General features: G+C 71.9%; 14 protein-coding genes. 12 read left to right on the forward strand and 2 right to left on the reverse strand.

What is annotated here, in order from left to right; genetic code table 11:
• The first annotated feature begins 14 nt into the window (after window positions 1–14).
• Together KOI47_RS14330 and KOI47_RS14335 are read left to right on the forward strand one after the other, a co-directional pair.
• Window positions 15–755 (forward strand): hypothetical protein, encoded by a 741-nt coding sequence (locus KOI47_RS14330; RefSeq protein WP_216217311.1) that lies wholly within the window; start codon window positions 15–17, stop codon window positions 753–755.
• A gap of 13 nt (window positions 756–768) precedes the next feature.
• Window positions 769–5259 (forward strand): hypothetical protein, encoded by a 4491-nt coding sequence (locus tag KOI47_RS14335; RefSeq protein WP_216216449.1) that lies wholly within the window; start codon window positions 769–771, stop codon window positions 5257–5259.
• Here the strand turns inward: KOI47_RS14335 and KOI47_RS14340 are convergent.
• Entirely contained in the window at window positions 5256–5900 is a 645-nt protein-coding gene (locus KOI47_RS14340; protein ID WP_216216450.1) for a LysE family translocator, read from the reverse strand. The two genes, KOI47_RS14335 and KOI47_RS14340, sit on opposite strands and share 4 nt — an antisense overlap.
• Before the next feature lie 183 nt (window positions 5901–6083).
• Here KOI47_RS14340 and KOI47_RS14345 point away from each other — a divergent pair, with 183 nt between their 5' ends.
• The 10 genes from KOI47_RS14345 (at window position 6084) to KOI47_RS14390 (ending at window position 14356) form a co-directional block, all read left to right on the forward strand.
• Window positions 6084–7259, forward strand: coding sequence for a winged helix DNA-binding domain-containing protein (locus KOI47_RS14345; RefSeq protein ID WP_408629909.1), 1176 nt, complete (start codon window positions 6084–6086; stop codon window positions 7257–7259).
• 154 nt (window positions 7260–7413) lie between these two features.
• Window positions 7414–8418: a type I glyceraldehyde-3-phosphate dehydrogenase gene (gap, locus tag KOI47_RS14350; protein ID WP_216216452.1), complete on the forward strand. Its 1005-nt coding sequence runs from the start codon at window positions 7414–7416 to the stop codon at window positions 8416–8418.
• A 3-nt stretch (window positions 8419–8421) separates the two neighbouring features.
• On the forward strand, window positions 8422–9630 hold the full coding sequence (locus KOI47_RS14355; protein WP_216216453.1) for a phosphoglycerate kinase: 1209 nt from the start codon (window positions 8422–8424) through the stop codon (window positions 9628–9630).
• Window positions 9630–10415, forward strand: coding sequence for a triose-phosphate isomerase (gene tpiA / locus KOI47_RS14360; protein ID WP_216216454.1), 786 nt, complete (start codon window positions 9630–9632; stop codon window positions 10413–10415). Before KOI47_RS14355 ends, tpiA begins: the two co-directional genes overlap by 1 nt.
• A 56-nt stretch (window positions 10416–10471) precedes the next feature.
• Window positions 10472–10702 carry a preprotein translocase subunit SecG gene (gene secG, locus KOI47_RS14365; protein WP_216216455.1) on the forward strand — a complete coding sequence of 77 codons (231 nt, stop codon included), beginning with the start codon at window positions 10472–10474 and terminating at the stop codon, window positions 10700–10702.
• Between the two features lie 196 nt (window positions 10703–10898).
• Window positions 10899–11240, forward strand: coding sequence for an RNA polymerase-binding protein RbpA (locus tag KOI47_RS14370; protein ID WP_216216456.1), 342 nt, complete (start codon window positions 10899–10901; stop codon window positions 11238–11240).
• Between the two features lie 7 nt (window positions 11241–11247).
• The gene (locus KOI47_RS14375) at window positions 11248–12264 is read left to right on the forward strand and encodes a DUF6346 domain-containing protein (RefSeq protein WP_216216457.1); all 1017 of its coding nucleotides are present in this window, start codon (window positions 11248–11250) and stop codon (window positions 12262–12264) included.
• A 21-nt stretch (window positions 12265–12285) separates the two neighbouring features.
• A complete protein-coding gene (locus tag KOI47_RS14380; protein ID WP_216216458.1) occupies window positions 12286–12729 on the forward strand; it encodes a YbaB/EbfC family nucleoid-associated protein in 444 nt (147 codons plus the stop codon).
• A gap of 34 nt (window positions 12730–12763) precedes the next feature.
• Window positions 12764–13072 (forward strand): type VII secretion target, encoded by a 309-nt coding sequence (locus KOI47_RS14385; protein WP_216216459.1) that lies wholly within the window; start codon window positions 12764–12766, stop codon window positions 13070–13072.
• A gap of 3 nt (window positions 13073–13075) precedes the next feature.
• Window positions 13076–14356: a WXG100 family type VII secretion target gene (locus KOI47_RS14390; protein ID WP_216216460.1), complete on the forward strand. Its 1281-nt coding sequence runs from the start codon at window positions 13076–13078 to the stop codon at window positions 14354–14356.
• Window positions 14357–14360: 4 nt separating this feature from the next.
• On the opposite strand, the gene KOI47_RS14395 is transcribed toward KOI47_RS14390, so the two are convergent.
• Window positions 14361–15572 (reverse strand): sensor histidine kinase, encoded by a 1212-nt coding sequence (locus KOI47_RS14395; RefSeq protein ID WP_216216461.1) that lies wholly within the window; start codon window positions 15570–15572, stop codon window positions 14361–14363.
• Between the last annotated feature and the right edge of the window lie 294 nt (window positions 15573–15866).

Raw genomic sequence — 15866 nt, forward strand, 5'->3', positions numbered from 1 at the left:
TGATCTCCTTCGGCATGCGGCCCAAGCAGCTGCCCTCGCGGGACGTGACCTATGCCGACCTGGTCCGCCGCTACGCCGAGGACAGCGCGTTCAAGCAGCTCACGCATTCCGTCGCGGCCGGGCTCGGCCTGATGGTGCTCGATGTCAGCACGCAGGCGGGTGCGGTGCTGGCGGCGACCGACGAGTCCGTCTTCGAGATCAAGATGGACAGCTACGCCCGGCAGAGCAAGATCCGCGAGCGCAGGGAGACCGAGAAGGTGCTGCACGGGCTGGTGCACCTTGCCACCGCGGCCCTCGGCTTCCCCCGCCCGGATGACCTCGCCAACGACACCTACATCGGGCGGGTCAGCGTGGAGCAGGTCGACTCGGTGGTGCGGGAGGCCTGCCGCATCCTGGACGAACGGGCGGCCAAGGCCGAGGCGAACAACGACCCGCTCGCCGACGCCCCCGAGCTGGAGCAGGCGTGGCGGGCCTATGCGCGCAGGCCGGCCGCGGCCGCGACGAAGGACGGCAGGCTGGCCGCGGACACCACCCGCGGGATGGTCTCGCGCGCCCTGCGGTTCCTCGCCGAGCAGGGCTTCCTGGTGCAGGTCAACGCCGAGCAGGGCGGCACCTACCGCACCACCCCGCGCTACCAGGTGCAGGTGCGGGAACTGGCCGCGGACAGCGCCTTCACGGAACTGCTCGACCTCGGCGTGGTCTCGGTCGGCGAGACGGGCGGCACCCTGCGGCCCACCATTTCGGAGACTCTGTAGGGGTAGGGGATCGATGTACGAGCTTTCCCGGGTCCGGCTGCATTCCGTCGGCCCGGCCGGCGCGCGGTACCAGGATGTGGTGCTCGACCTCAGCGGGGTCGGCCCGGTGGTGCGGGCACCGACCCAGGACGCGCTGTTCAGTGCCGGGATCCACGCCGCGGAACAGGGCCTCCCCCGGCGTCCCTCCCCGGCCAGCGTGCTGTTCCTTGAGAACGGTGGCGGGAAGTCCGTCCTGATCAAGCTGATCTTCTCGGTGATGCTGCCCGGCCGTAGGCAGGTGGTCGGTACCACCAGCACCCGGGTGCTGGAGAAGTTCGTCGGCGCCAAGGACGTCTCGCATGTGGTGCTGGAGTGGCAGCACACCGAGACCGGCCGCAGGCTGATCACCGGCAAGGTCTCGGAATGGCGCGGGCACGTGGTCTCCGCCGACCCGGCCAACCTCGCCGACGCCTGGTTCTGCTTCCGGCCGAGCACCTCCCTGGACCTGGAGTCCCTGCCGCTGACCGAGGACGGCAGGCTGCTGACCATGTCCGCCTTCCAGGAGAAGCTGGACGAGGGGCACCGCGCGGAACCGGAGCTGGAGCTGTTCTGGACCCGCAGGCACCACGAATGGACCGAGAAGCTGGACCTGCTCGGCCTGGACACCGAGCTGTTCCGGTACCAGCGCGCGATGAACGCGGGGGAGGGCGAGGCCGCCGACGCCTTCGCGTTCGGCACCGACGGCGCCTTCGTCGACTTCCTGCTGAAGGCCGTGATCTCCGAGGACGACCCGCGCGACCTGGCCGAGGTGCTGCGCAGCTACGCGGATAACCTCAGCCAGCGCGGGGAACTGCTCGCCGAGCGCGATTTCGTCGCCGGGGCACTGGAACTGCTCGAGCCGCTGTCCGAGGAGGAGTCGCTGGCCGCGGCCTCAAGGAAGCTGGCGGCGACCGCCCGTTCGGCGGCGCAGTCCTTCGCCGCCTCGGTCGCCGCGCGGCACCGGATCGAGGCCGAGCGGCTGGACGGGCTGCGCGCACATGTGGACGAGGCCAGGACGGCGGAGAAGCTCGCCGAGGGCGATCACCGCAGGCAGGCCGCTGTGGTCGCGGAACTGCGCCGGGCGGTTGCCGAACTGCGGCTGGCCGAGGCCGTGCGGACCAAGGAGAACCTGGACACCGAGCTGGCGCAGGCCCGGACGAGTGCGCGGGCATGGCGGGAGACCGAGACCGTGCTCGGCCAGCTGAACGCCGTGCGCAGGGCGGCGGACATCCGGGAACTGGTCGGGGAACGGGAACAGACCGCGAAACCCGCGCTGGAGGCCAAGAACGCGGCGGCCACCGCGCTGGCCCGTGGGCTGCTGGCGCTGGCGGCGCAGGCCGAGGAGCAGGCCGGGGCCGCGCAGGAGCGGGCGGCCGCCGCGCATGCCGAGGCTGCCGCCGCGCAGTCGACCAGGGACGAGGCGACCTCCACCGCCGCCACCCAGCGGGCCGGTGCCGCGCAGCTCACCGAACGGCTGGAGGAGATCAGGTCCGAGATCCGCACCCACGTACGGGACGGCCTGCTCGCCGAGGACACCGAGGTCGCCACCGCCGCCCAGCGGGCCCGCACCGAGGCGGAGACCATGGCAAGGGAGGCCGCCGCGGGGGAGACCGAGCTGGAAGGTCTCGGTGAGGAGCTGGCCGAGGCGCAGGCCGCAGCGCAGGCGGCCGGGCACCGGGTGAGCACCGCGCAGGACCGGGCCGAACGCGCCTCCGCCGAGCTGGACAAGGCGCACCGGCGCACCGACAGCCTCGCCGCCCAGCCCCGGCTGGCCGAACTGCTTGGCGGGGACTCGGTGCGGCCGGAGACCGACGCCCCCGCCCTGCTCACCCGGCTGCGCGAAGCCCGCGCGGAGGCCGAGCGGGAGCGGATGGCGCTGCGCATGGCCGAGCAGGTCGACGAGCGGGCGCTCGGCGCGCTGGGCAGCGGCGGCCTGCTGCCCGCGCCGCCGGAGGTGCAGTCGGTCCTGGACGTGCTGGAACAGGCCGGGATCCCCGCCTGGTCCGGCTGGCGCTATTTGTCCACATTGGATCGATCCGAGCGGGAGCTGGCGTTGCAGCGGTTCCCGCACCTGGTCGGCGGCGTGCTGCTGAACGACCCCGCGGCGCTGCCAAGGGCCGAGGCCGCTCTGGCCGAGGCCAAGCTGCTGCCCAGCGTGCTGCTCGCGGTCGGCACCACCGCGTCCGTGCGGGCCGGGGACGGCGCGACCCCGGCGGGCCTTGAGTTCCTCGTGCCGCCCAACCCGGCGATGTACGACGAGGAGGCGGCCGACGCCGAACGGGAGGCAATCGCGGCCCGGCACTCCCGCAGGCAGAAGCAGCTGGAGGCGCTGTCAGCGGCGATCGAGTCCGACGCCGCGCTGGAATGGAAGCTCACCACCTGGCGGGAGGACTACCCGGCCGGCGCGCTGGGGCGGCTGGCCGAGGAAGCCGAGGACGCGGCGGGCGAGCTCACCGAGGCACGGGCGGCGCAGGAGCGGGCCGGCACGCTGGCCGAGGAGCTGACCGCGAAGCGGGCGCGCCTGCGCGAGGAGCTGCCGCGGCGCCGGGACACGGCCAGGCAGGCCGAGGAGCGGGCCCGCATCCTGGCCGAGCTGGCCGACCGGGCCGCCCGCATCCCGGAATGGACCGACGCCGCGGCCAGGGCACGGGAAACCACCGCGCGCGCCGAGGCCGACGCCGAGGAAGCCGCCGCACGGGCGGAGCGGCTGCGCGCCGAGGCCGCGGAGGAACAGCGCACCGCCGACGGGCACCGCCGCACCGTCAGCAACGCCCGCGCCGAACTGGCCGAGGTCCCCGGCGGGGGCTCGGTCTCCGCCACGGACCCGGTGCCGTCCGAACCGGTGGACGCGCTGCGCCGCGCCTTCGTCTCGGCCAGTGAGGCCTACGCCAAGGTCGAGGTCGGCAGCGATCTGCGGGCTGAGCTGGAGCAGGCGGAGGCCGCCGAGTCCGCGGCGCGGGCGGCCATGGAGGCGCTCGATCCGCAGATCCGGGAGCGCGCTGGCGAGCTGCTGGAGACCGCGGACGGGGCCGACGCCGCCACCAGGGCGGCCGCGCAGGCCAGGGCCGAGCGTGCGGTGTCCGCGCTGGAAGCCGAGCAGGGCGAGGCGATCGGCCTGGTCGCCACCCGCAGGGCCGAGCTCGAGCAGTTGCCGAAACACCCCTCCGCGCTGGACGGGCAGAGCAGGCCGACCGAAGTGGAGCAGGGCGTCGAGCTGATCGAGGCCGCGGCCGAGGAGGCCGACACGGCGGCACGGGCATGGGAACAGGCCCAGGCGCGGCGCGCCGAGGCGGAGTACGTGCTGGACAACGCGCAGTCCGCGGCCTCCGGCTTCCGGGTGCTCGCCGAGTCCCTTGCGCACCTGGTGCCCAGGGGCGAGGAGGAGCCCGCGGAGGTCTTCGCAGGGGACGTGGACGCGGCGCAGGCCAGGCACAGCAAGCTGAACAGCGAGCTGAGCAGCGCGGAGGAGGCGCAGGAGAAGGCGCAGGCGCGGGTGCGTGCCGCGGCCGACGCCCTGGCGCAGTACGCCACCGAGAAGCGGTTCGAGCACCTGACCAGCCCGGTTCGCCAGCAGATCATCTCGGTGAAGCGGGACAGCCTGCCTGCCAGCGCGGGGGAGTGGACCGCCGCGCTGCGCCCCCGGCTGCGTACGCTCACCGACGACCTCGCGCAGATCGACCGGCACCGGTCCGGGATCGTGGCCAGGTTGCAGGGGATGGTCGAGGGCGCGCTGCGGATGCTGCGCTCGGCGCAGCGGCTGTCCCGGCTGCCCGAGGGGCTCGGCGACTGGTCCGGCCAGGAGTTCCTGCGAATCCGGTTCACCGATCCGGACGACAGCACCCTGGGCGCCGCACTCGGTGAGGTGGTCGACGAGGCGGCGATCGGCAAGACCGGCGATGGCCGCGAGGTGAAGCGGGACGGGATGTCCCTGCTGCTGCGCGGGGTGCACGCCGCGGTGCCGAAGGGCTTCCGGGTGGACATGCTGAAGCCGGACTCGGTGCTGCGGACCGAGCGCCAGCGGGTGTCGGAGATCAGGGACGTCTTCTCCGGCGGCCAGCAGCTCACCGCGGCGATCATCCTGTACTGCACCCTGGCCGCGCTGCGCGCCAACAACCGGGGCAAGCGGCAACTGCGGCATTCCGGCGTGCTGTTCCTGGACAACCCGATCGGCCGCGCATCCGCGGGCTACCTGCTGGAGCTGCAGCGAGTGGTGGCCAGTGCCCTCGGTGTGCAGCTGATCTACACCACCGGGCTGTTCGACGCGGGCGCGCTGAGCGAGTTCCCGCTGATCATCCGCCTGCGCAACGACGCCGACCTGCGCGCGGGCCGCAAGTACCTCTCGGTGGACGCGACCATCCGCGGCCAGCTGGACGAACTCGGCGAGGCCGACGAGACCGCCAGGGTGTCGGCCACTCGCCTGTTCAGCAAGCCAGGGGACGCCCCCGAGCCGGACCCCGACCCCGAACCCGCCGCTGGCCGGGTTTAGTCCTTGCGACCGGTGACCGCCAGGCTGGCGCCGAGGCCGATCATCACGAACCCGCCGGTGCCGCCGATCAGCGCGAGCCTGCGCGGGGAGCGGGCGAACCACTCGCGCGCCGTGCCCGCCAGCAGTGCCCAGCTGCCGTCCAGCACCAGCGCGATGGCCGGCAGCAGGATCCCGAGCAGCATCATCTGGACCGGCACCGACCCGGCCGTGTGGTCGACGAACTGCGGCAGCACCGCGGCAAGGAAGACGATCGACTTCGGATTGGCGAAGCCCACCACGAGCCCGTCCCTGATCACCCGCAGTGGCCGGGCGGTGCTCGCGGTGACCGCGGTGTGCACCGCGTCGGCCAGCGCGCGCCGGTGCCGGACCGCCTGCACCCCGAGGTAGACCAGGTAGGCCGCACCCACCAGTTTCACCACGGTGAACGCGGTCGCCGACCGCTCGACCACCGCGCCCAGCCCCAGCGCCACCGCGATGACCTGCAGGTAGACCCCGGTCGCGTTGCCGACCACGGTCAGCAGCGCGGCCCGTCGCCCGGCCGCGAGCGCCCTGCTCACCACGAACAGCACGCTCGGCCCCGGGATCACCACCATGACGAAGGTCAGCACGGCGAACGCCGCCACTTGGCTCGTCGACACCATGCCGCCGACCCTAGAGCCCCGCCGCCCCAGCACGTACCCCTTTATCCCGCCGCGAAGGCCGTGAACGTGGCGTTCAGGGCACTCAATGTCCCAATCGTGCCGTTCGCGACTTCCAACGTCCCGAAAGCCACGTTCAGCCTGGGTGTCGGGGCGGGGTGCTAGAAGGTAGGGGTGACTCGGCGGATGGACGTACGGCAGCGCAGGGCCCGGCTCGGCACGCGGCACCTGCTGGCAGGCGGCGGGACCGCGGGGCGGCCCGAGGAGGTGGCCGAGGCGATGGTCGCGCTGCACGCCACCGACCCGGCCACGGTGCACCTGTCCGTCGCCGCCCGCTCGGCCGAGCCCGGGGTCGCGCATACCGAGCGGGCCCTGTACGCCGACCGCACGCTGCTGCGGATGCTCGGCATGCGGCGCACCATGTTCGTCGTGCCCACCGAGCTCGCCCCGGTGGTGCAGGCCGCCTGCACCACCGAGGTCGCGCGCAAGCAGCGCAGGCTCCTGGTCCAGCACCTCGGCACGCAGGGCTACCCGGAGAACGTGCCGGACCCGGACACCTGGCTGACCGAGGTGGCCGAGGCCACCGAGCGGGCGCTGGCGGCCCGGGGCGTCGCGACCGCGCAGCAGCTGGCCGAGGACGAGCCGAGGTTGCGGCAGCAGCTGCTGATGTCGCCGGGCAAGCCCTACGCGGCCACCCCGAACATCACCAGCAGGGTGCTGTTCCAGCTGGCCGCGGAGGGCCGGATCGTGCGCGGCCGCCCACGCGGGTCCTGGCTGAGCAGCCAGTACGAGTGGTCCCCCATGGCGGGCTGGCTGCCCGGCGGACTCGCCGGCATGGCCGAACACGAGGCCAGGGTCGAGCTGGCCCGCCGCTGGCTGCACGCCTACGGCCCCGCCCCGGTCGGCGACCTGCGCTGGTGGACCGGCTGGACGGTGGGCCAGACCAAGAAGGTGCTGGCGGAGATCGGTCCCGCGGAGGTCGACCTGGACGGCACCCCGGGGGTGGTGCTGCCGGAGGACCTCGAGCCGGTGCCCGCCCCGCGGCCCTGGGTCGCGCTGCTGCCCGAGCTCGATCCGACGCCGATGGGCTGGTCCGAGCGCGGCTGGTTCCTCGGCGAGCACGGACCTGCGCTGTTCGACCGCAACGGCAACATCGGGCCAACGGTCTGGGCTGACGGCCGGATCGTCGGCGGCTGGACCCAGCGCGCCGACGGCGAGGTCGTGCACCGGCTGCTGGAGGACATCGGCGCCGAGGCCGGCGCGGCGGTGGCGGCCGAGGCGGACCGGTTGCGGGAGTGGTTCGGCGAGGTCCGGTTGGTCCCAAGGTTCCGCACACCACTGGAGCGCGAGCTGGCATCTTGATCGATTCGCCTGATCTTCGCAGGTAACGCGGATCTCGCCTGGGTCCTGCGGATTCACGCAGGTCGGCACGCTAGGGTTACGGCCGAGGACACTTCAGAGCCCGCTTCAAGTGGACCCCGGTACGCCCGGGGCGGACCCGAGGGAGAGCAGAGCAGTGACGGTTCGCGTAGGCGTCAACGGCTTCGGCCGGATCGGCCGCAACTTCTTCCGCGCCGTGCAGGCCAGCGGCCACGACATCGAGGTGGTCGCGTTCAACGACCTCGGCAACGTCGAGACCATGGCCCACCTGCTCAAGTACGACAGCATCCTCGGCAGGCTTTCCGAGGAGGTCAGCACCAACGACGAGGGCATCGTCGTCGGCGGCAAGACCATCAAGGCGCTCGCCGAGCGCGACCCGGCCAAGTTGCCATGGGGCGACCTCGGCGTGGACGTCGTGCTGGAGTCCACCGGCTTCTTCACCAATGCCGACGACGCCCGCAAGCACATCGAGGGAGGCGCCAAGAAGGTCATCGTCTCCGCGCCTGCCAAGGGTGAGGACCTCACCGTGGTGCTCGGCGCGAACGACAGCGCCTACGACGGCTCGCAGACGATCATCTCCAACGCCTCCTGCACCACCAACTGCCTCGCGCCACTGGCCAAGGTCCTGCACGACACCTTCGGGGTGGAGCAGGGCCTGATGACCACCATCCACGCCTACACCGCGGACCAGAACCTGCAGGACGGCCCGCACAAGGACCTGCGCCGCGCCCGCGCCGCCGCGCTGAACATCGTGCCGACCTCCACCGGCGCCGCCAAGGCGATCGGCCTGGTGCTGCCCGAACTGAACGGCAAGCTGGACGGCTACGCGCTGCGGGTGCCGGTGCCAACCGGCTCCAGCACCGACCTCACCGTCACGCTGTCCAAGAGCGCCACCATCGAGGAGATCAACGCGGCCTACCGGGCGGCGGCCGACGGTCCGCTCAAGGGCATCCTGCGCTACAGCGAGGAGCCGATCGTCTCCTCCGACATCGTCACCGACCCGGCCTCCTGCATCTACGACGCACCGCTGACCAAGGTCATCGGCAACCAGGTCAAGGTGGTCGGCTGGTACGACAACGAGTGGGGCTACTCCAACCGCCTCGCGGACCTGGCCAAGCTCGTCGGCAGCAAGCTGTCCTGAGCGATGGCGGTCAAGACACTCGACGACCTGTTGGGCGAGGGCGTCTCGGGCCGCCACGTGCTGGTGCGCTCCGACCTGAACGTCCCGCTCGACGGGCAGACGATCACTGACGACGGCCGGGTGCGCGCGGCCCTCCCGACGATCGAGCGGCTGGCCGAGGCCGGGGCCAAGGTGCTGGTCACCGCCCACCTCGGCAGGCCGAAGGGCGAGCCGGAGCCGAAGTACTCCCTCGCGCCGGTCGCCACCCGGCTCGGCGAGCTGCTCGGCAGCCCGGTCGAGCTGGCCGGGGACGTGGTCGGCCCGCAGGCGAAGGCGGTGGCCGGTTCGCTGGCCGCCGGGCAGGTGGCGCTGCTGGAGAACGTGCGCTTCGACCCGAGGGAGACCAGCAAGGACGCCACCGAGCGGGCCGAGCTGGCCGGTGAGCTCGCCGCGCTGGCCGGCGAGGGCGCAGCCTTCGTCTCCGACGGCTTCGGCGTGGTGCACCGCAAGCAGGCCTCGGTGTACGAGGTGGCAAGGGCGCTGCCCGCCTACGCGGGTGGTCTGGTGCTCGCCGAGCTCGAGGTGCTCAGCACGCTGACCGGCGACCCCGCCCGGCCCTACGCCGTGGTGCTCGGCGGCTCCAAGGTCTCCGACAAGCTCGCGGTGATCGAGGCGCTGCTGCCGAAGGTGGACAAGCTGCTGGTCGGCGGCGGGATGTGCTTCACCTTCCTCGCCGCACGCGGCTACGGGGTCGGCGGTTCGCTGCTGGAGGCGGACATGGTCGACACCTGCAAGCGGCTGATCGAGGAGGCGGGGGACAAGCTCGTACTGCCGGTCGACGTGGTCGCTGCGGACGCCTTCGCCGCGGACGCGAACACCCGCACCGTGCCGGTGGATGCCATCGACGAGGGCTGGATGGGCCTGGACATCGGCCCGGACAGCGTGCGGGCCTTCGCCGGCGCGCTGGCCGAGGCCGCGACCGTGTTCTGGAACGGGCCGATGGGCGTGTTCGAGCTGGCACCCTTCGCCGATGGCACCCGCGGCGTGGCCCGTGCCATCGCGGACTCGGCGGCGTTCAGCGTGGTCGGCGGGGGTGACTCGGCCGCCGCGGTGCGGGTGCTCGGCCTGCCCGAGGAGGAGTTCTCGCATATCTCCACCGGGGGCGGTGCCTCGCTGGAGTACCTGGAAGGCAAGGAACTGCCCGGGGTGTCCGTGCTGCAGGGGAGTGAGTGATGGCGCGCAAGCCGCTGATCGCAGGCAACTGGAAGATGAACCTCAACCACCTCGAGGCCATCGCGCTGGTGCAGAAGATCGCCTTCTCGTTGCCGGAGAAGTACTTCGCCAAGGTCGATGTGGCGGTGCTGCCGCCGTTCACCGACATCCGCAGCGTGCAGACCCTGATCGACGGGGACAAGCTGCTGCTCGCGCACGGGGCGCAGGACCTGTCCCCGCACGACTCCGGGGCCTACACCGGTGATGTGTCCGGCGCGATGCTGGCCAAGCTCGGCTGCACCTACGTGGTGGTGGGGCACTCCGAGCGGCGCCAGCACCACGAGGAGAACGACGAGCTGGTCAACAAGAAGGTCCGGGTCGCCCTCAAGCACGAGCTCACCCCGATCCTCTGCGTCGGCGAGCCGCTCGAGGTCCGCGAGGCGGGCGAGCACATCACGCACACCACCGGGCAGCTCATCGCCGGGCTCAAGGGGCTCAAGGCCGAGCAGGTCCGTGGCACGGTGATCGCCTACGAGCCGGTGTGGGCCATCGGCACCGGCCGGGTGGCGACCCCGGCCGATGCCGAGGAGGTGTGCGCGGCGATCCGCGCCGCACTGGCCGAGAAGTACGGCCAGGAGATCGCCGACGAGGTGCGTGTGCTTTACGGCGGGTCGGTGAAGTCAGGTAACATCGCCGACCTGGTGGCGTGCGACAACGTCGACGGGGCGCTCGTGGGTGGGGCCAGCCTCGAAGCCGAGGAGTTCACCAAACTCTGCGCGCTCGCCGCTGGTGGGCCGTTACCCTGACCGTGGCGGTCACCCGGTAGCCTGGGACAACCGGCCGTCGCACTGACGAGGATGAGATGAAGCTGTTCCTGCAGATCCTGTTGATCGCCTCCAGCGTGCTGCTGATCGTGGCCGTGCTGCTGCACCGCGGTCGCGGTGGCGGACTGTCGTCCCTCTTCGGCGGCGGCATGCAGTCGAGCCTCGCCGGCTCGAGCGTCGCCGAGAAGAACCTCGACCGGATCACGTTGCTGCTCGGCGCGGTCTGGTTGATCGCCATTATCGGTCTTGGGCTGCTGCTCAAGGTCTAGCGTGCGGGCGTGCCTCACGGGGGGTGCGCCACCGATTCCATAAGTGTGAAACCGATCCAAGACGTGATGTCGGAGCAGATGGCGCCCTGCGGATACGTGTCCCGGCCGAGCCGGGACACGTCGCTGTGGGGCGCCGTCCTGCTGGGGAGGCAGCTGCTCCGACGGCTGGCGTCTTGACGAGACACTGTGAGGATTCATGGTTGGCGGTAACGCGATTCGGGGCACCAGGGTTGGTGCCGGCCCGTCCGGCGAGTCGGAGCGCGGCGAGTCCGCGCCCCGTCGGCGGGTCTCCTACTGGTGCGCCAACGGGCACGAGGCACGGCCCTCGTTCGCCATGGACGCCGAGATCCCGGAGGAGTGGGACTGCCCGCGATGCGGGCTGCCCGGCGGGCAGGACGAGCAGAACCCGCCCGAGGCGCCCCGCATCGAGCCGTACAAGACGCATCTCGCGTACGTGAAGGAGCGGCGCAGCGACGCCGACGGCGAGGCCATCCTGGCCGACGCACTGGAACGCCTCCGCCAGCGCCGCGACGTCTGAGCCGCGGTTGGCGGGCTGGCGGCGCTGGTCCCAACTGGGGCCCACCGAGCGCAGGCTGTTCATTCCGCAACTGGTGGCGCAGCTCCTGGTGCGCGGGCTGTTGCTGCTGGTGGTACTGGAGTTCGGCCTGTCCGCGGGCATCGGCGGGGCGCTGAGTGCGGACGAAAGCACCGGCAGGCAGGGCAGCGCGGTGGTGCGGGACTGCCGTCCCACCGGCTGGGCCGCGGCCGTCGGGCTGGCCTACCAGCACTCCTGCGACCTCACCGTCACCTGGTCCGGCGGTGCCACCGAGCGCACCACGGTTTCCACCACCGACCTGTCCGCCACCGACAACGGCAGCACGGTCCAGGTGCGCGAACTGCGCACCACGGACAAGTTCGGCCATGCGGGCTCGGCTGTGGACCTCGAGGTTCCTCATCGCTACACCGGGCTGGCCTGGTCGCTGCTGATCGCGGTCGGGCTCCCGGCCCTGGCCTGGCCGTTCTGGCTGCGGCCACGCGCGGGCGCCGAACGGGAGACCCGCAGGCGCAGGGCGCGCACACGGGCCCGGCCCGCGCTGGTCGTCGCGAGCGGCTACTGGCTCGTGCTCGCCGGCGGCATGGCCTTCCCGGTTCGCCCCGGCACCGCGGAGCTGTCCTCGTGGGGACCGCTGACCTGGCCGCCCCTGCTGGTGGTCATCCTCGGGCAGCTGGTCCTGCTGACCGGTCTGATCCTGGCCAGGTACCGCGCGCGCCGCGGCTGTCCCACCGAGCCCACCCGGCCGTTCCTGCTGGCCAGGGTCGCCCGGCTGGGCGCAGGTGTGCTCTGCGGGGTGTTCGCGATCGTCGGGCTGAGCACTACCCTCGGCGCGGACGGTGCCGCGTGGTCCGCGCACGCGTGGTTCGCGCGGCTGGCGCTGCCGGTGCTGCTGCTCGCCCTCGCCGCACGCCTGTTGCTGGTGTGGTGGCGGCAGCGCGCCCTTCCCCGGCGAAGTGCCGCGGATCGGGAACCGGCGGGGCAGGTGCAACCGTCGGAGCGGCACTAACCGATTCTGGGGAGTGAGCGTATGACCGAGCAGCCGGAGCCGGACTGGCTGGCCGACCTGCGGCGGCGTGGCGCGGAGATGGTGCGTCAGTCCGAGCAGGCGCAGGAACAGCTCGGGGAGCTGAGCGAGACGGCCTCCTCCGCGGACGGCGCGGTGCGGGTGACGGTGGGTGCCAGCGGTGCGTTGCGCGGGCTGGTCGTGGAGGACACGGCGATGCGGTCCTCCGGTGCGGAGCTGTCCGCCACCATCCTGCGGCTGGCCGGTACGGCACAGGCCGCGGTGGCGCGGCGCGCGGTCGAGATCGTGGAGCCGTTCGCGGGGGAAACGGGCGCGGAGTTCCTGCGCAGCCAGCTGCCCGCGGAGGAAGCCGAGGAGCGGGACGGCTCCGGCGGTTCCGGGCGGCGCACCGGCTCCGGCCAGGATGACGAGGAGCCACCGCAGAGCTTCCTGCAGCGCGGTTACTGAGTACGCGAACATCCCGCGACTGGGAGTGGCAACTATGGGCAAGGGATTCACCGTCGTCACCGCCGAGCTGCGCACGCACGGCGGCAGCCTGGACCGGGTCGCCGACCGGGTGGCCGAGGCGGGAGAGAAGGGCGGCTCGTTCGAGTTCGGCATCGACACCTTCGGGGTGATCGGGCAGGTCTTCTCCGGGGAGGCCCGCAGGGTGACGGCCGAGGCGACCCGCGAGATCGCCGACTACGCGAACGATATCCGCGACCTGGCGAAGTCCGTTCGCGCCGCGGCGGACCAGTACGACCAGGCCGAGGACAAGCACGAGAAGCCGTTCCGTACCGGGGGGAACTAGACCATGGTCGACCTGGACAACGACGCGGCCCGCGGTGCGACCAGCGGCGCCGGGGTCATCGACTCGGTCCGTGCCACCTCGGCGGCCATTCAAGACGAGGACTGGGGTGAGTTCGCGGCCAGTGCCGGGGTGCTCGCCCTGGACGGGCTGGCCATGGCGGTCGATCCGGTCGGCACCCTGCTCGCCGCGGGCGTCGGCTGGCTGATCGAACACATCGGGCCGCTGACCGAGGCGCTGGACAAGCTCGCGGGCGACCCGGGAGCCATCCAGGCCGGGGCGGACAACTGGACCGCGGTGCAGCGAGAACTGGAAGCCATCGCGCGGGACGTCCCCGGCACGGTGCAGGGCGACCTGGCAGGCTGGTCCGGGGACGCGCGGGATGCCTACGACGCCAGGTCGAAGGATATGGCCCTGGGCATCGAGGCCCTCTCCACCAGCGCGGGCAGCGCCGCCGCCGTGGTCGCGACCGCGGGCACCATGGTGGGCACCTGCCGGGCGATCGTGCGGGACATCGTCTCCGCGGTGATCGCGGAGCTGATCAAGGGCGCGCTGGCTGCGCTGGCCGGTTCGGTGATCTCCTTCGGCGCCACCGTCGCCGGGTACATCACCTACGCGGTCGGCCGGATCGGGATGACGGTCGCCAAGATCGCAAGCAAGATCAGCAGCCTGCTGGCGAAGCTCGGCAAGGCTGGCGCGCACCTGGCCAAGGTGCTGGACGACATCGCCGCGGTCGGCGCGAAGATCGGTTCCGGGCTCGGCAAGGCTGGTGGCGCGGTCGGCAAGGTGTCGCCGGGCGCGGGGACCAGCATCAGCTCCGTCGGGGAGAGCCTTGGCCGCGGTGCCTCGCGGGTCGACAACGTGGCCGCCTCGGTCGGCCGGGGCGCGGACCGGGTCACCGGCGTTGCCGATGATCTCGGTGGCTTCGCCGCCCGGACCGGCGACACCGCGGCCCAGCGGATGGGCCGCGGCCGGGACCTGATCGACAACGCCGACGACCTGGGTCGCCGGGCATCGGAGGCGATCAAGAACGGTCCGGTACCGGACGGTGGGTTCCGGGAGTTCGGCGAGAAGGTCGGGCTGGTCAACGAGGGGTTCAAGCCGAACCCGGTCGGCATTGGCGCCCGCGGCATCGCCTACGAGCCGCAGAGCCACGAGCAGAACGATGCCGAGGACATCGAGGAGGGCAACGCCGGGGCCAGGTACAACCAGTACGACGGCTACAACCGGCACGGCGAGCCCGTCGACAGCCCCGACGGCTACTACGACGGCACCCGCCGCCCCTGACCCCTCAGGTGGTGGAGACGGGGTAGTGGGCCTGGACCCGGAAGCCGCCGTCGTCGGTGGGGGCGGTCTCGAAGGTGCCGCCGAGCAGCCGCGCCCGCTCCGCCAGCCCGGCCAGACCGTTGCCGCCGGAGGGCAGGCCACACACCTGCTTGCGAGCCCGGTCGTTGAGCACCTCGATCCGCAGGCCGTCCCGTTCCCCCAGCACCCGGACCACCGCAGTCGCCCCTGGCGCGTGCTTGTGCACGTTGGTCAGGCATTCCTGCACGGTCCGGTATGCGGCGTTGGACACCTGGGTCGGCAGGCCGTCCGGGACGCTCTCGACCGTCAGCTGTACCGGCACGTCGGCGTTGCGCACCAGCTGCTTCAGCTCGGTGATGCCGGGCTGGGCCTCCTCGTCGTTCTCCGCGCCCGAGCGCAACATGCCGACCAGCGCACGCAGTTCCTCGAGGGTGTGAGTACTGAGCTCGCGGATGGTCTTGGCGGTGCGCTGGGCGTCCTCGGTGGAGTTCGCCATGGTCAACGCCCCAGCCTGCATGGCGATCAGGGTGATGTCGTGCGAGACCATATCGTGCATCTCCCTGGCCAGCCGCGCCCGTTCCTCGGCGCGCACGGCCTGGGCGTGCAGCTTCTTCTCCCGGTCCCGGCTGTCGGCCAGTTCCCGGAGCCGGGCGGAGAGCTCGGTCCGCGCCCCGATCAGGAACGCGATCGCGACCGGCATCCCGGCCACGATGACCCCGTAGATCCCGTGGAAGACGTGCTCCTGCCAGCTCTGCGCCAGGAAGTCCTCGGGTGGCCACTGCACGAACCGGCAGGTCCAGATCAGCGCGGCGCCGACCCACACCTGCCAGTGCATCTGCATCCGGGTGGCCAGCATGCCCAGCGCGATCATGGCCGCCAGTTGCGACCAGCCGACCAGGAAGCCGGGAATCGTGGCGAGCAGGACGGCGAACGGGAACCAACGTCGAGCCACCAGCGCCAGGCAGGCGATGCCGGACAGCACCATCGAGTAGGGCTGGGCCTCCGCGGGAATCACCAGCCAGACGTCGAGGACGGCGAGCAGGATCGCGGCCGCATCGAGTCCGAAGGAGCGGACCCCGGGGCGCCGGAAGAACGACGACCGTTCGATGAGCGTGGCCGGTCGCCGTGCTCGGTCGGCGGCCCCCGCGCCAGGGCCGCCGACCGAAACTCCCTGGAGGAAGAGTCCCTCTGTGGTCATGGCTTGGACCTCTCGTCTTGTGGACGCTTACTGAGGAGAGGTGCTCGTGGCGTGAATGGGACGCGCAGCAACGAACAAATGTGCGGATGCTAAGAGTGCGATTATTCCCATCGGAGGGGGTCAAATTGCCGAGCTGAGACACCTGTTCGGGTGATAGTGCGGCATGCTGTGCACGTAGCGCAACTATCACTACGAAGAGTCGTCGTCAGGTGACGCCGTGCGCGGCCAACTCATGCGCGCAGGCGGCCAACGCGTGCGCGTGGCGGGCAAACACGGGTGCGTGGACGGCAAACA

This window comes from Amycolatopsis aidingensis (genome assembly GCF_018885265.1).
In the GTDB taxonomy this organism is placed as follows: domain Bacteria; phylum Actinomycetota; class Actinomycetes; order Mycobacteriales; family Pseudonocardiaceae; genus Amycolatopsis; species Amycolatopsis aidingensis.

Excerpts from the sequence above, each read along its gene's own strand:
- KOI47_RS14330 (WP_216217311.1), top strand. The coding sequence starts at position 15 with ATGCGGCCCAAGCAGCTGCCCTCGCGGGACGTGACCTATGCCGACCTG.
- KOI47_RS14335 (WP_216216449.1), top strand. The coding sequence starts at position 769 with ATGTACGAGCTTTCCCGGGTCCGGCTGCATTCCGTCGGCCCGGCCGGC.
- KOI47_RS14340 (WP_216216450.1), bottom strand. The coding sequence starts at position 5,900 with ATGGTGTCGACGAGCCAAGTGGCGGCGTTCGCCGTGCTGACCTTCGTC.
- KOI47_RS14345 (WP_408629909.1), top strand. The coding sequence starts at position 6,084 with ATGGACGTACGGCAGCGCAGGGCCCGGCTCGGCACGCGGCACCTGCTG.
- KOI47_RS14355 (WP_216216453.1), top strand. The coding sequence starts at position 8,422 with ATGGCGGTCAAGACACTCGACGACCTGTTGGGCGAGGGCGTCTCGGGC.
- tpiA (WP_216216454.1), top strand. The coding sequence starts at position 9,630 with ATGGCGCGCAAGCCGCTGATCGCAGGCAACTGGAAGATGAACCTCAAC.
- secG (WP_216216455.1), top strand. The coding sequence starts at position 10,472 with ATGAAGCTGTTCCTGCAGATCCTGTTGATCGCCTCCAGCGTGCTGCTG.
- KOI47_RS14370 (WP_216216456.1), top strand. The coding sequence starts at position 10,899 with ATGGTTGGCGGTAACGCGATTCGGGGCACCAGGGTTGGTGCCGGCCCG.
- KOI47_RS14380 (WP_216216458.1), top strand. The coding sequence starts at position 12,286 with ATGACCGAGCAGCCGGAGCCGGACTGGCTGGCCGACCTGCGGCGGCGT.
- KOI47_RS14385 (WP_216216459.1), top strand. The coding sequence starts at position 12,764 with ATGGGCAAGGGATTCACCGTCGTCACCGCCGAGCTGCGCACGCACGGC.
- KOI47_RS14390 (WP_216216460.1), top strand. The coding sequence starts at position 13,076 with ATGGTCGACCTGGACAACGACGCGGCCCGCGGTGCGACCAGCGGCGCC.
- KOI47_RS14395 (WP_216216461.1), bottom strand. The coding sequence starts at position 15,572 with ATGACCACAGAGGGACTCTTCCTCCAGGGAGTTTCGGTCGGCGGCCCT.